Here is a 13,991-nt window from a genome sequence, read left to right on the forward strand (position 1 = left end):
CACTAATTCATACAATAGGGGATATGACATTGGAATTTTTGTTGGACTACGGCTTGTTTTTAGCCAAGATTGCGACCGTTGTAATCGCCATCATCGCAATTTTAGTGATTGCTAAATCTGTGGGTGGGAAATCAAGCGCGATTAAAGGTGAGCTGGAAATCACGAACCTATCTGAACATCATAAACAGACGATTGAACAACTAGAGCACCATCTACATGATGATGCTTTCATCAAAGCCCGTGATAAAGCAGAAAAGAAAGCGGAAAAAGAGAAAGTAAAATCACGCGGTAAAGAAGTGAAGAAAGCAGCGAAAGAGGGTGAGCTTGATAGTAAGCGTGAACCACATCTATTCGTTCTTGATTTTAACGGCAGCATTGATGCGAAAGAAGTGGCTTCATTACGTGAAGAGGTAACGGCGGTTCTGGCTGTGGCTCGTGAAGGTGATGAAGTATTGCTGAAACTTGAGTCTGGCGGTGGCATGGTTCACGGCTATGGTTTAGCATCTTCTCAACTTGATCGTATCAAAGCGGCAGGTTTGCCTCTGACTATCTCGGTAGACAAAGTGGCGGCAAGCGGCGGTTACATGATGGCATGTATCGCAGACAAAATTGTATCTGCACCGTTTGCTATTGTTGGCTCTATTGGTGTTATCGCTCAACTGCCAAACTTCAACAAACTACTTAAAAAGCACGATATTGAGTTCGAGCAGCTAACGGCGGGTGAGTACAAACGCACGCTTACTATGTTTGGTGAGAACAGCGATAAAGCACGTGAGAAGTTTAAAGAAGAGCTAGAAGAGACACATGGCCTATTCAAAGACTTCATCCGTGACCATCGTCCTGCGTTAGATCTTGAAAAAGTAGCAACGGGTGAACACTGGTTTGGTACACAAGCACATGAACTTGGACTGGTGGATGAGATCAGCACTTCTGATGACTTAGTCGTAGCGGCATGTAAGGACAAAACGGTTCTAGCGATCCACTACGTACAGAAGAAAAAGCTTTCAGACAAACTAGCGGGCGTGGCAGGTAAATCTGCAGACAGCGTGTTGATGAAGCTGATTGAACGCGGTCAAAAGCCGATTGTTTAAGCTTATTGAGTTCTAGTTCTAGTTCTAGGCTTGGTGCCTTACGTTCATTTACAGACGTTTGAGCCTTAAAAAGAAAGCGCATAAGTCATCAGACTTATGCGTTTTTTTATTGCTCCACTTCCGAGCGGGTGACCACTATGTTGTAGGGGGAGCGGAGTTTTATACCAAACACTGACTTACTGTGATTGATATTAAATCTTGGCTCCATAATCATTACGTTTTGGACAAGTAGTCAGAATCTCTCTATGACCCGTATCTTTGAGCTCTTCCAAAATCACATCAAAGCCCCACAAGCGATAGAGATGCTTCATCACTTCGTCGTAGCCTTTATCAAGCGGGATGCGGTCGTGAGGCACATATTGCAGTGTCATTGAGCGGTCACCACGAACATCGACATTAAACACCTGAATGTTTGGTTCAAGGTTACTTAGGTTGTATTGCGCCGCAAGCTTCTCACGAATCAGGCGATAGCCCGGATCATCATGAATAGCACTCACCTCAATGGTATTTTTACGGTCGTCGTCGAGTACAGAGAACAGCTTAAAGTCTCGAATGATTTTTGGAGAAAGGTATTGGCTGATGAAACTTTCATCTTTGAAGTTGTGCATCGCAAAGTGCACCGCTTCTAACCAATCACTTCCGGCTAACTCAGGGAACCACTCTCTATCTTCATCGGTTGGCTCTTCACAGATGCGTCGGATGTCTCTAAACATCGCAAAGCCAAGCGCATAAGGGTTTATTCCGCTGAAATAAGGGCTGTTGTAGGCGGGTTGTGCGACGACACTGGTATGGCTGTGTAGGAATTCTAAGATGAACTTATCACTCACCAAGCCTTCGTCGTAAAGGTGGTTAAGAATGGTGTAATGCCAGAAGGTTGCCCAGCCTTCGTTCATCACTTGAGTTTGTTTTTGAGGGTAGAAGTATTGGCTCACTTTGCGAACGATGCGAACACACTCTCGTTGCCAAGGTTCAAGCAGTGGTGCGTTCTTCTCGATAAAGTAGAGAATGTTTTCTTGAGGCTCGCTAGGAAAGCGGATCTTGGTCTCTTCTTCCTTACTTTTATTTTGAGGAACGGTTCGCCATAGCTCATTCACTTGAGATTGCAGATAAGCTTCGCGTTCTTCTTGTCTTGCTGTCTCTTCTGCAATGGAAATCTTCTCAGGGCGTTTGTATCGGTCTACGCCGTAATTCATCAGTGCGTGACAAGAATCAAGGAGCTGCTCGACTTCAGCAACACCATATTTCTCTTCACAACCACTGATGTACTTCTTAGCAAACAACAAGTAATCGATGATGGAACTGGCATCGGTCCATGTTTGGAACAGGTAGTTGCCTTTAAAGAAAGAGTTGTGGCCATAACAAGCGTGAGCCATTACCAGCGCCTGCATTGTGACCGTGTTCTCTTCCATCAGGTAAGCGATACAAGGATCGGAGTTGATTACGATTTCGTATGCCAAGCCCATTTGGCCATGCTTGTAGTTTTGCTCGGTTTGAATGAATTTCTTACCAAAAGACCAGTGGTTGTAATTGATAGGCATACCAATGCTCGAGTAGGCATCCATCATCTGTTCTGAAGTAATCACTTCAATCTGGTTTGGGTAAGTATCTAAACGGTAATGCTGCGCAACACGTTTGATTTCTACGTGGTATTTCTCCAAGAGGTTGAACGTCCAATCTGGACCATCAGGCAGCATCTTGTCGTTTTTCTTTTTTGCAGCTTTGTTTTTCTCTGCAACGTTTGATTTCGCTGTCATGGCAAACTCCCTTACGCTGTCTCTTTCTGGAACAGTTCTCTAAACACAGGAAAAATATCATCCACCGTTTTAATGTTTTTCATGGCGAAGTTGTCAAAGCTACTCTCGAGTTTTTCGTATTCGTGCCAAAGTGTTTGATGAGAGCGGCGTGTTATTTCGATGTAAGAGTAATATTGGCAAGTTGGCAGAAGCGTATTGACCAGTAACTCTTTACAGCGAGGAGAGTCATCAGCCCAGTTATCGCCATCAGAGGCTTGTGCTGCATAGATGTTCCACTCATTAGCAGGGTAGCGGTCTGCGACAATTTCCTTCATCAGTTTCAGTGCGCTTGAAACAATGGTGCCACCCGTTTCTTGTGAGTAGAAAAACTCATGTTCGTCGACCTCTTTAGCCTGAGTATGGTGACGAATAAACACAACATCGACGTTTTCGTAGGTGCGATTTAAGAACAGATACAGAAGAACATAAAAGCGCTTCGCAATATCTTTTGTGGCCTGATCCATAGAGCCCGATACATCCATTAGACAGAACATCACGGCTTGGCTAGATGGAATAGGGCGCTTCTCGTAGTTTTTAAAACGTAAGTCGAAGGTGTCAATGAACGGCACGCTTTCAATCTTTTTACGTAACTCGGCAATCTCTTCTTTGAGGCGACCTTCCTCAAAAGGTTGTGCCGGCTCCGTCATTTTAACTTGGTCAAGCTGTTCCATCAGTAGGTTAAGCTCGCGCTTTTTACCTGCTGTCATCGCGGTTCTACGAGCCAGAGATTGCTGTAGTGAACGAACGATAGCGATGTTGGATGGAATCCCCGCGCTTTGGTAACCAGAGCGGTGAGTTTTCCATTCGGTGATTTTGTTGACCTGATTTTTCTCTAGATTAGGTAGAGCTAAATCTTCAAAGAGAATATCAAGATACTCATCTTTTGAAATTTGGAAGGTAAATTCATCTTGGCCTTCGCCATCAGGGCTTGCGTCGCCTTGGCCTGAGCCACCACCTTGACCACCACCTTTAGGGCGTTCGATTTTATCGCCAGTGATGAACTGATCATTACCTGGGTGAACGCGCTCTCTTACGCCGCCTTGACCTTGGTGAAAGTTCGGCTCTTTGATGTCTTTATGGGGAATAGTGACGTCTTCACCTGTTTCTGTATTGGTGATTGAGCGTCGGTTAACTGCATCGGCCACAGATTCTTTGATTTGCTCTTTATGGCGTCGTAAGAAACGCTGTCTATTCACAGCACTCTTATTTTTGCCATTGAGCCTCCGATCGATAAATTGTGCCATAAGAACTCCCTCTCAGCTGATGTCGCGATCCTACTTTTTATTCGGGTATAAGAGTTATTGATTTACTAAGGTATAAAAGTTATTGGTTTATACGAGCTGCTCAGTTGAGCAGCTCAATACCGTTTAGTTATGAGGATTTACGAACTCTTAGGTACCACTCAGATAGCAGTCTCACTTGCTTCTCGGTGTAGCCTTTTTCCATCATACGAGCAACGAAGTCGTCATGTTTTTTCTGATCATCCGTTGAGGTCTTAGCATTGAACGAAATAACAGGAAGTAGCTCTTCTGTGTTAGAGAACATTTTCTTCTCAATCACAGTGCGCAGTTTCTCGTAGCTCGTCCACACTGGGTTTTGACCGTTATTGTTGGCTTTGGCACGAAGCACAAAGTTCACAATCTCATTTCGGAAGTCTTTAGGGTTACTGATACCGGCTGTCTTCTCGATTTTCTCTAGTTCACCATTCAGAGAAGCACGGTCAAATAGTTGGCCTGTTTCTGGGTCGCGGTACTCTTGGTCTTGAATCCAGAAATCTGCGTAGGTGACATAGCGGTCGAAGATATTCTGACCGTACTCAGAGTAAGACTCTAGATAAGCGGTTTGAATTTCTTTACCGATGAACTCTACGTAGCGTGGCACTAGGTATCCTTTCAAGAACTCTAGGTACTTCTCGGCGGTCTCTTGAGGGAACTGCTCCCGTTCGATTTGCTGCTCAATAACGTAGAACAGGTGCACTGGGTTCGCGGCCACTTCGGCTTGGTCGAAGTTAAACACACGAGACAGGATCTTAAAGGCGAAACGCGTTGATAGCCCAGACATGCCTTCGTCAACGCCAGCATAATCTCGGTACTCTTGGTAGCTCTTCGCTTTTGGATCGGTGTCTTTTAGAGTCTCACCATCGTAAACACGCATCTTAGAGAATAGAGATGAGTTTTCAGGCTCTTTTAGTCTAGAAAGAATGCTGAATTGCGATAGCAGATCGAGTGTGCTTGGTGAGCAAGGCGCTTGGGATAGCTCACTGTGCTCAAGCAGTTTCTTGTAGATCTTAACTTCTTCAGACACACGCAGACAGTAAGGGACTTTTACAATGTACACACGGTCGAGGAATGCTTCGTTGTTTTTGTTGTTACGGAAGGTCTGCCACTCAGATTCGTTCGAGTGAGCGAGAATCATACCGTCAAATGGCAGTGCAGAAAGCCCTTCGGTACCGTTGAAGTTACCTTCTTGTGTTGCCGTAAGTAGAGGGTGTAATACTTTGATTGGCGCTTTGAACATCTCCACGAATTCCATCACACCTTGGTTGGCTTTACAAAGCGCACCAGAGTAGCTGTAGGCATCAGGATCATCTTGAGAGAAGTGTTCAAGTTTACGAATATCAACTTTACCAACCAGAGACGAGATATCTTGGTTGTTTTCATCACCTGGCTCCGTTTTCGCGATCGCAACTTGATCGAGAATAGAAGGGCGCAGTTTGATGACTTTGAATTTGGAAATATCACCGCCAAAATCGTGCAGACGTTTTGCTGCCCACGGAGACATAATTGAGCGAAGATAGCGTTTCTCAATGCCATATTCATTCTTCAATAAGTCGCCGTCTTCGTTAACGTCGAATAGACAGAATGGGTGATCGTTTACTGGGCTTCGTTCACCGTCAGCAGACAATACATAGATTGGTAGTTTCTGCATCAGGGCTTTGAGTTTTTCAGCGAGAGAAGATTTACCACCGCCCACAGGGCCAAGTAGGTAAAGGATTTGTTTACGTTCTTCTAAACCTTGCGCAGCATGTTTTAAGTAAGAAACAATCTGTTCAATCGCATCTTCCATACCGTAGAAATCTTTAAATTCGCTGTAGCGTGAGATGACACGGTTCGAGAAAATACGACTCAGTTGAGGGTCTTGAGCAGTGTCAATAACCTCTGGTTCGCCAATGGCTAGTAATAAGCGCTCGGCAGCATTAGCGTAAGCACTTTTATCGTCTTTACACAGCCCTAAGAACTCCTGCAATGTCAGCTCTTCTTCCTTGGCTGCTTCATAACGTGATTGATAGTGGTCAAAGATACTCATAGTCACATTCCCCTTGTTAACCAGTCAAAACTGACGAGCGATTGAAAAATAGGCTCTCCCTACATTTTAAGGTTAGACCGCTTCCACAATTTTGCTTAACAATTATGTATTTATTTACAATTTTGCGTGTGAAAAACGTGGCGAGCGCAATAGGCAACTTGAGGCGCGTAGAATCAAATTATTTTACATTCGAGGGGATCTGGCCGTTTGTTTTGAGATTTTAGGTCGCTTAACAATACTCACAATGGATTTATGTGCATTAGATGTATAACTGGGCTCTATTGATTTTTTGGAATGGAGTACCATATAATGCGAGAAGTTATCAAAAATTGCTCAATAAATAGGTAGATGTAGTGAAGAATAATGGGTTCAAAATAGTGGCTATCTGCATGTTACGCCAAATGTTCGAGTAACTGGTGGCGTTCGTTATACCAACCTTGAAGGTGATATAGAGAATAGCCCAATACTTGAAAGTGGTATCAACATGGCCGCGAACGTTGGTGTTGCTTACGTTTTCTAGTTGCTTTGGTTTTTCTCTTTGTGTGCGAACATTAAAAAAGGGTTACTCATGATGAGTAACCCTTTTTCTTGAAACTTTTTAAAAGTTATCGCTGATCTATTAACGAATTAAGCGCTAAAGATTTGAGATAGCTCTGTCGCACATAGGTGGTACTGACGAGGGCAGTTGCGCCATGTTGTTAGCATGCGACGGTACTTCTCTAGCATTGGCATCTGGCTATTGAAGTGGTGATCGGCTTTGTCGAATTGAGGGTAAAGACCTTCAGAATCAACAAGGAAACGCACGTAGTGTACGATCTGCGCTTCAGAAGCGATATCAAAACCTAAGAACTGCAGGCGACGTTGGTCTACTTCAGCACGCTCTTGCTCTGCAAGCATTTTGTTCGACTCTTGCATTGCATGGTACATCTCCATGATGTCGATAATTTCGCGACATTCTGCTTCAGTCAAACAACCAAACTCTTTGTTAAGCTCACGCATTTGGAGTTCGTAACCACGTTCTACAATCGTTTGTAGACGTTGGTATTTAGCGGAGTTCTCAGGATCCATTTGAGACATTAGGTAGTATTGATTTGATAGAATTAGACGCTGAGCATTGGTCATTTCCATGGGAGGAGCCTCACTAAAAAACTAAATGTTGTATTCTTTTGTTGCAGTAAGAGTAACAGCATTCCTACGAGTGGAAACATGATCTCAACACGGATTTAATATGATTTTTTGAATTGATAAACAAAAGTTGTAAAGAAAAGTGAAAGGATTGTTTGGCTCGAAAAGAAAACGCCCCAATCGAAATTGAGGCGCTTGAAATCACTATGAACGTCAGTCTAGATTAGTATTTTACGTTTGAATGGTACTGGCTAAGAACAGCAACAATCTCGTCCATTTTCTCTTTGCTTGGCGGGTTTGTACCTTCAAGAGGGTAGTCAAAACCAAGTGCTTCCCACTTATGTGCACCCAGCTTATGGTATGGAAGCAGCTCTACTTTCTCGATGTTATCCATGTCTTTGATGAATTCACCTAGCAGATGAGCATCTTCAGGCGTGTCCGTGTAGCCAGGGACAATCACATAACGAATCCACGTCTTCTTACCGATTTTGTGTAGGTAGCGCGCAAAATCCAGAGTACGTCTGTTTGATACACCAATGAAATCGTGGTGAATCTCATCTCGCATGTGCTTAAGATCGAGCATCACTAGATCAGAGGCTTCTAGTACTTCGTCAACCACTTCAGTGTGCTTACGAATGTAGCCATTAGTATCAAGACAAGTGTGGATGCCTTCAGCTTGAGCTGCGCGGAAAAAATCACGAACAAACTCAGGTTGTAGCATCGCTTCACCACCAGAACAGGTGATACCACCGCCCGATGCTTTCATGAAATGACGGTATGATTTTGCTTCGTTGATGATCTCTTCGACCGTTACTTCCTTTCCGTCATGAAGATCCCATGTATCACGGTTATGACAGTACATACAACGCATTAAGCAGCCTTGAAGAAACACAATAAAGCGGATACCAGGGCCATCGACAGTACCACAAGATTCGAATGAGTGAATGCGACCAGTTGTAGACATGAGCTATTCTCGTAGAGGAATTTATACCGTTTATTTTATTACAAAAACGGTACATAAAATAGGGTCAAATGGTAACGAGACCTTTAAAAATAAAGGCAACCACCTGTGAAGATGATTGCCTTTATTAAACTTGAAAAGTAAAGGACGAAAGCCCTTACTGGTGGCTAGAAGAAAGCAAACATTGTGATACCGCCAGTGGTGTACACTGACTCTTTCGCTTCTTCGTAATCCGGTGTTTTTGCGGTTAGCGCTAAAGAGGCACCAACGTATCGGTTATACCAAGCGACACCCAATACAGCAGTTGCTTGAATGTTCTCTAAAGTCACATCGTAGATCGCTGGATCTTCGTTGTTTTTATTAGCGTACTCATCAACACCTGAGCGATCGCCTTCGATAGTCAGGTCGTTGAATCGGTAGCGACCTTCGAGGCCTGCATAGGTAAACCAACCAGCGTTTGATGCGCCGATCATGCCCGGTTTGAATGGGTTTTCTGTGGTGATGTTAGCTGCACCAAAGTTACCGCCTAAGTCTGTACCCCAACGAAACATGAAGCCCGTTGAAATGTCACTTCTAAAGTTACCGACGTTGATTTCAGAAACGTTAGAGATTTCGTAGTCAGTATTCGCAAGAGCTTGATTACGCATTAGGTTGAAATTGCTTAGGTAACCAACGCTTCCCGCCCATTCATCATCGACTTGGTATTCCCAACCCATCGGCTCATCCGACTTAGTGATTGAGTGAACCAGCTTTTGAGCATCTTCAGACAGTGCACGTTCGCCCGTAGTACCAAACGTGATATTAAAACGCTGGGCTTGCTGTGGGTTTAAGCTGATGTAATTGAATTCAGTGTGAAGGTAACCTGCGTATGGGCGATCATTAGGCGATGGCGTTTCTAACTCAATGTCAGAAGGCGTATACATCTTGTGGCCAATGGTGATTTCCCACTTGTCTAGAGAGCTTGCGCCCCAGTAGGAAAGACTCAATGGTTTTACCCAGTTATATGGCGTAATACTTGATGATGTGTAACCCAGAAATAAGCCGTTGGTATAGTCTTGGTCGACACCAAAAATACCATCATTATCTAAAGCAAAAGTTAACGTAGAACGCTCAGAGGCTAAAGATGAGAAAGAGAGAAGAATCAGGGGTAAACAACGCAGGTATTTCATGGAGCAGTTACTCTTAAATTATGAACCGCGATATTACCGTAATTTGACAGAATTTGTGGAAAAAAAGTGAATGGCAGGGTGCTTTTTTGCTCAACCTAACATTTCGCGGGATAGGTGAGTGTAGTGCGATTTATTTCAGATATAAAAAAGCCCCGCACATTGACGAGGCTAATATTATTTACTGTCTATTGAGCGTGAGCTTATAGAGACTCAGTAAATGTACGTGCGATTACGTCAGCTTGTTGCTCTGCAGTTAGAGAGTTAAAGCGAACAGCGTAACCAGATACACGGATTGTTAGCTGAGGGTATTTCTCAGGGTGCTTAACTGCGTCTTCAAGAGTTTCGCGGTTAAGAACGTTAACGTTAAGGTGTTGACCACCTTCAATGCCAGCTTCGTGGTGGAAGTAACCATCCATTAGGCCTGCAAGGTTAGCACGTTGGCTGTCTTGTTCTTTACCTAGTGCGTTTGGCACGATAGAGAACGTGTAAGAGATACCATCTTGTGCGTCAGCAAACGGTAGTTTACCTACAGACGTTAGTGAAGCTACAGCGCCTTTCTCATCACGACCGTGCATTGGGTTTGCACCAGGAGCGAAAGGAGCGCCAGCACGACGACCGTCTGGAGTGTTACCTGTTTTCTTACCGTAAACCACGTTAGACGTGATAGTAAGAACTGACTGTGTAGGGATAGAGTTACGGTAAGTCTTAAGCTTACGGATCTTGTTCATGAACGTAGAAACTAGTTCACAAGCAATATCATCTACACGAGAGTCGTTGTTACCGTATTTAGGGTAATCGCCTTCGATTTCGAAGTCAGTTGCAATGCCATCTTCGTCACGGATTGGTTTAACAGTCGCGAACTTGATTGCAGATAGTGAGTCAGCTGCAACAGATAGACCAGCGATACCACAAGCCATAGTACGACGAACGTCACGGTCATGAAGAGCCATTAGAGACGCTTCGTAGCTGTACTTGTCGTGCATGTAGTGAATGCTGTTTAGTGCAGTCACGTATTGCTTAGCTAACCAGTCCATGAATGTGTCTAGGCGACCCATTACGTCATCGTAGTTAAGAACTTCGTCAGTGATCTTGTCTGAAACAGGACCAACTTGCATCTTAAGTTTCTCGTCCACACCGCCGTTGATTGCGTAAAGCATTGTTTTCGCAAGGTTAGCACGAGCACCGAAGAACTGCATTTGCTTACCAACGATCATTGGAGATACACAACAAGCGATAGCGTAATCATCAGACTCTAGGTCAGGACGCATTAGGTCATCATTTTCGTACTGGATAGAAGAAGTATCGATAGATACCTTCGCACAGAAACGCTTGAAGCCGTCAGGTAGTTGCTCAGACCAAAGAACAGTGATGTTTGGCTCTGGAGAAGGACCCATAGTGTATAGAGAGTTTAGGAAACGGAAGTTCGAACGCGTTACTAGCGTACGACCGTCGATACCCATACCACCCATAGACTCTGTTGCCCAGATTGGGTCGCCAGAGAACAGCTCATCGTACTCAGGAGTACGTAGGAAACGAACCATACGCAGTTTCATTACGAAGTGGTCGATCATTTCTTGTGCTTGTTCTTCAGTGATCTTGCCAGCAGCGATATCACGCTCGATGTAGATGTCTAGGAAAGTCGAAGTACGACCTAGAGACATTGCAGCACCGTTTTGAGATTTAACAGCAGCTAGGTAGCCGAAGTAAGTCCACTGGATAGCTTCTTGAGCTGTTTGAGCTGGCTCAGAGATATCGAAACCGTATTTCTCAGCCATTTGCTTGATTTGACCTAGAGCACGATGTTGCTCAGAGATCTCTTCACGCAATTGCATTGTTGCAGAAAGATCTTCGCCGTTCTCGAAACGCTCTTGTAGAGAAGCGAATTGAGCCGCTTTGTCTTTCATTAGGAAATCAATACCGTAAAGTGCAACACGACGGTAGTCACCAATGATACGACCACGGCCGTAAGCATCAGGAAGACCAGTCAGAACACCAGACTTACGACATTTTAGGATATCAGGAGTGTAGATATCGAAAACGCCAGCATTGTGTGTTTTGCGGTATTCTGAGTAGATTTTTGAAACCATTGGGTCAAGAGTTTCACCGTATGCTTTACAAGAACCTTCAACCATACGCACACCACCGTTAGGGATGATTGCACGTTTTAGTGGCTTCTCAGTTTGTAGACCAACGATAGTCTCAAGATCTTTCTCAATGTAACCTGCATCGTGAGCAGTAATGGTAGAGATAACAGAAGTATCGAAGTCTACAGGTGCTTTAGTTGCGTTTTCCTGTTTGATACCTTCCATTACCGAAGACCAAAGCTTGTTAGTTGCTTCAGTACCCTCAGAAACTAGGAAAGACTCGTCGCCTTCATACGGCGTGTAGTTCTTTTGAATGAAATCACGAACGTTTACTTCGCTTTGCCACTCACCTGCAGCAAAATCTTCCCAAGCTTTAGCAAATTGCTCTGCCATGACATACCTACCTTTTTAGTAGAAAAAATACGTACATTAACACTGTTGAGCCAGCGCCCCTCGTAAGGGTAGTACACTCTTATTAATAACAATATATATGAGCATATAAGCATCATATGGTTATATATATTGTCACTACCTTTTATATGTTGTCTTTACTCTATGTATTCAAGACTACGCTAAAAAATTTCTGCAAACCTTAAACTAAATCAATAAATGCCAAAAAAAGTTGAAAAAATTTGAGTGGCAGGGGTTGCCACCCAAACTTTTTTTTAATCCTAATACTACTTTTGTGTAGTAAGGACTATTATAGCCAAGCTTTTAGACCATACTGACCTTCTAGCATACCAACTGCAAGCATTGCCACTAGACAGATAACTAAAACGCCAACAGGGATAACAATCTTATCTACAAATGATAGACGCTTTGCACGCTCTTTATCACCAATTAGACCATTATTATCAAGAAGCATAGTTAGTGCCCATGCTAATACTGGGTTAACAACCGCTGAACCAAAGATACAGATACCAGCCGCTTGAGAATCTTTTGAATCCTTGACCATTTGCATACCCGCTTCAAGTAGAGGTAGTGATACACCTACAAGTAGTGCTACACGCATTACTGGTGGCCATACTGCAACGTCCATTGGGAAACCAAGGATTGCAACAATAATACACAGAGAACCAAGCAAGATAGCGCCGCCAGGGATTGGACGTTTCGCGATTGCTGCTGGGATCATGTAAGTACCCCAAGAAGATGTGATGTTACCACCACCTACTGCAGTACCGACCATTTGACGAACAGAACACATCGTCATTGTGTCATCTACGTCCATCAGAACTTTTTCAGAACGTTTAGGGTAGTTCAGCTCTTGGAAGATACGGTGACCTAGGAAGTCTGGTGACCACATTGCTACTGCAAGAATAGCGAACGGTAGCGAAGCGATGAAGTGCTCAACATTTGGCAAGCCAAGCATCCAACCTTCAGAAGTCGAACCCCACCAGTAAACTGGGTTTAGGTTTGGAATGCCCATTTCAGTTTCGAACACGATATCGAAACCAGCGCCTAATGCTAATGCAATAGCAAGGCCTGTAAACGCACAAACTGGAATAGCTAACCAACGCTTGTTCACTTTTGCTAAGAAAGCGTAGATAGCAATAGTAATAGCAAGAACGATAAGACCCACGTAACCCATGCTACCCGCTTCAACAGTAGAAGATTGAAGACCAACCGCCCATGCTTGAATTGAGTTGATTTGGCTCATGGTACCGGTTAAGCCTAAGAATATGAGCAAGCCACCTGCTGTACCTTCAGAAGTTAGGTTAACAAGTTTAGATCCGCCTTTTAGGAAACTTAGGATGAGACCGAACACACCGATCAGGATGGCCAATGCAAGAGGGTGAGCACCAGCGAGAGCGATGGTACCGATAAGAGGGATCATTGGGCCGTGGTTGCCGGCAAGGTTTGCTTTAGGGTTAAAGAAACCAGAAGCAAGGATACAAAACAGTAGTGCAGGAATAAGCATTTCTACACGAGCGACTTCAATTGCGAAGTCTTTACCTAGGTTTACGTGATCCCAAGCTTGAGTTAGGCCATCAGCCCACGACATCATTACTGCAGAGTACATCGCAATGATACCAATAGTACCAGCAAGTGCAGGAACAAGATCTTCAAGTTCAAAGCGGAAGTCACGACCTGGAAGGTTTAAACCGAAGCGGCGAGGCTTCATGATTTGAAGTTCGTGATCTAGATAATCTGAGCGGCTCTCAAATTCAGAAGCAGGACGGTGTAGCTCTTTATAGCTTTTCTCTTCTACTTCAGAGTTCGCATTATTGACAACGTCTGACATAGATTCCTCATATTTTTTGTTAGTAATTCTAAAATTGAATTCTATAAGTTCGCGTAATTGCGTAATTGCGTTATTTCTTAGTTATAACTCATTAACATTATGTTGCACGGTTTTGCTGTGCTTTATGCAGCTAAGTTAAAAGAAATGTTTGGCATTTTTAATGCCTTATTCTTTGCTGAGGAGTCTAACAAGCTTACCCTTTAGGGTGATTGATCTTGAT

General features: G+C 43.8%; 9 protein-coding genes and 1 pseudogene. 2 read left to right on the forward strand and 8 right to left on the reverse strand.

What is annotated here, in order from left to right:
- Positions 1-29 precede the first annotated feature (29 nt).
- Positions 30-1,091: a protease SohB gene (gene sohB / locus AB4517_RS04395; protein WP_009849001.1), complete on the forward strand. Its 1,062-nt coding sequence runs from the start codon at positions 30-32 to the stop codon at positions 1,089-1,091.
- A 191-nt stretch (positions 1,092-1,282) separates the two neighbouring features.
- Here sohB and AB4517_RS04400 read toward each other — a convergent pair whose 3' ends face one another.
- The 3 genes from AB4517_RS04400 to AB4517_RS04410 form a co-directional block, all read right to left on the reverse strand.
- Positions 1,283-2,845 carry a SpoVR family protein gene (locus AB4517_RS04400; protein ID WP_017062134.1) on the reverse strand — a complete coding sequence of 521 codons (1,563 nt, stop codon included), beginning with the start codon at positions 2,843-2,845 and terminating at the stop codon, positions 1,283-1,285.
- Positions 2,846-2,856: 11 nt separating this feature from the next.
- Positions 2,857-4,128, reverse strand: a complete 1,272-nt coding sequence (locus tag AB4517_RS04405) for a YeaH/YhbH family protein (protein WP_017062133.1) — start codon at positions 4,126-4,128, stop codon at positions 2,857-2,859.
- 127 nt (positions 4,129-4,255) lie between these two features.
- The gene (locus AB4517_RS04410) at positions 4,256-6,190 is read right to left on the reverse strand and encodes a PrkA family serine protein kinase (protein WP_017062132.1); all 1,935 of its coding nucleotides are present in this window, start codon (positions 6,188-6,190) and stop codon (positions 4,256-4,258) included.
- Between the two features lie 379 nt (positions 6,191-6,569).
- Between AB4517_RS04410 and AB4517_RS04415 the strand changes: the two are divergent.
- Positions 6,570-6,710 (forward strand): annotated as a pseudogene (locus tag AB4517_RS04415) (MipA/OmpV family protein); the annotation flags it as partial.
- Positions 6,711-6,817: 107 nt separating this feature from the next.
- Here the strand turns inward: AB4517_RS04415 and AB4517_RS04420 are convergent.
- From AB4517_RS04420 to AB4517_RS04440, 5 genes are all read right to left on the reverse strand, one after another.
- Entirely contained in the window at positions 6,818-7,318 is a 501-nt protein-coding gene (locus tag AB4517_RS04420; RefSeq protein WP_017066932.1) for a YfbU family protein, read from the reverse strand.
- Between the two features lie 220 nt (positions 7,319-7,538).
- On the reverse strand, positions 7,539-8,279 hold the full coding sequence (gene pflA / locus AB4517_RS04425) for a pyruvate formate lyase 1-activating protein (RefSeq protein ID WP_010437353.1): 741 nt from the start codon (positions 8,277-8,279) through the stop codon (positions 7,539-7,541).
- A gap of 164 nt (positions 8,280-8,443) precedes the next feature.
- On the reverse strand, positions 8,444-9,445 hold the full coding sequence (locus tag AB4517_RS04430; RefSeq protein WP_372147957.1) for a lipid A deacylase LpxR family protein: 1,002 nt from the start codon (positions 9,443-9,445) through the stop codon (positions 8,444-8,446).
- A gap of 200 nt (positions 9,446-9,645) precedes the next feature.
- Positions 9,646-11,922, reverse strand: a complete 2,277-nt coding sequence (gene pflB, locus AB4517_RS04435) for a formate C-acetyltransferase (RefSeq protein ID WP_102427865.1) — start codon at positions 11,920-11,922, stop codon at positions 9,646-9,648.
- Positions 11,923-12,229: 307 nt separating this feature from the next.
- Positions 12,230-13,771 carry a DUF3360 family protein gene (locus tag AB4517_RS04440; RefSeq protein WP_017062126.1) on the reverse strand — a complete coding sequence of 514 codons (1,542 nt, stop codon included), beginning with the start codon at positions 13,769-13,771 and terminating at the stop codon, positions 12,230-12,232.
- Positions 13,772-13,991 lie beyond the last annotated feature (220 nt).

The organism is Vibrio sp. 10N.222.52.C3, from assembly GCF_041474195.1.
Classification (GTDB): domain Bacteria; phylum Pseudomonadota; class Gammaproteobacteria; order Enterobacterales; family Vibrionaceae; genus Vibrio; species Vibrio crassostreae_C.

What these genes read in the sequence shown, in the direction of transcription:
- AB4517_RS04400 (WP_017062134.1), bottom strand. Translation starts at nt 2,845, where the DNA reads ATGACAGCGAAATCAAACGTTGCAGAGAAAAACAAAGCTGCAAAAAAG.
- AB4517_RS04405 (WP_017062133.1), bottom strand. Translation starts at nt 4,128, where the DNA reads ATGGCACAATTTATCGATCGGAGGCTCAATGGCAAAAATAAGAGTGCT.
- AB4517_RS04410 (WP_017062132.1), bottom strand. Translation starts at nt 6,190, where the DNA reads ATGAGTATCTTTGACCACTATCAATCACGTTATGAAGCAGCCAAGGAA.
- AB4517_RS04420 (WP_017066932.1), bottom strand. Translation starts at nt 7,318, where the DNA reads ATGGAAATGACCAATGCTCAGCGTCTAATTCTATCAAATCAATACTAC.
- pflA (WP_010437353.1), bottom strand. Translation starts at nt 8,279, where the DNA reads ATGTCTACAACTGGTCGCATTCACTCATTCGAATCTTGTGGTACTGTC.
- AB4517_RS04430 (WP_372147957.1), bottom strand. Translation starts at nt 9,445, where the DNA reads ATGAAATACCTGCGTTGTTTACCCCTGATTCTTCTCTCTTTCTCATCT.
- pflB (WP_102427865.1), bottom strand. Translation starts at nt 11,922, where the DNA reads ATGGCAGAGCAATTTGCTAAAGCTTGGGAAGATTTTGCTGCAGGTGAG.
- AB4517_RS04440 (WP_017062126.1), bottom strand. Translation starts at nt 13,771, where the DNA reads ATGTCAGACGTTGTCAATAATGCGAACTCTGAAGTAGAAGAGAAAAGC.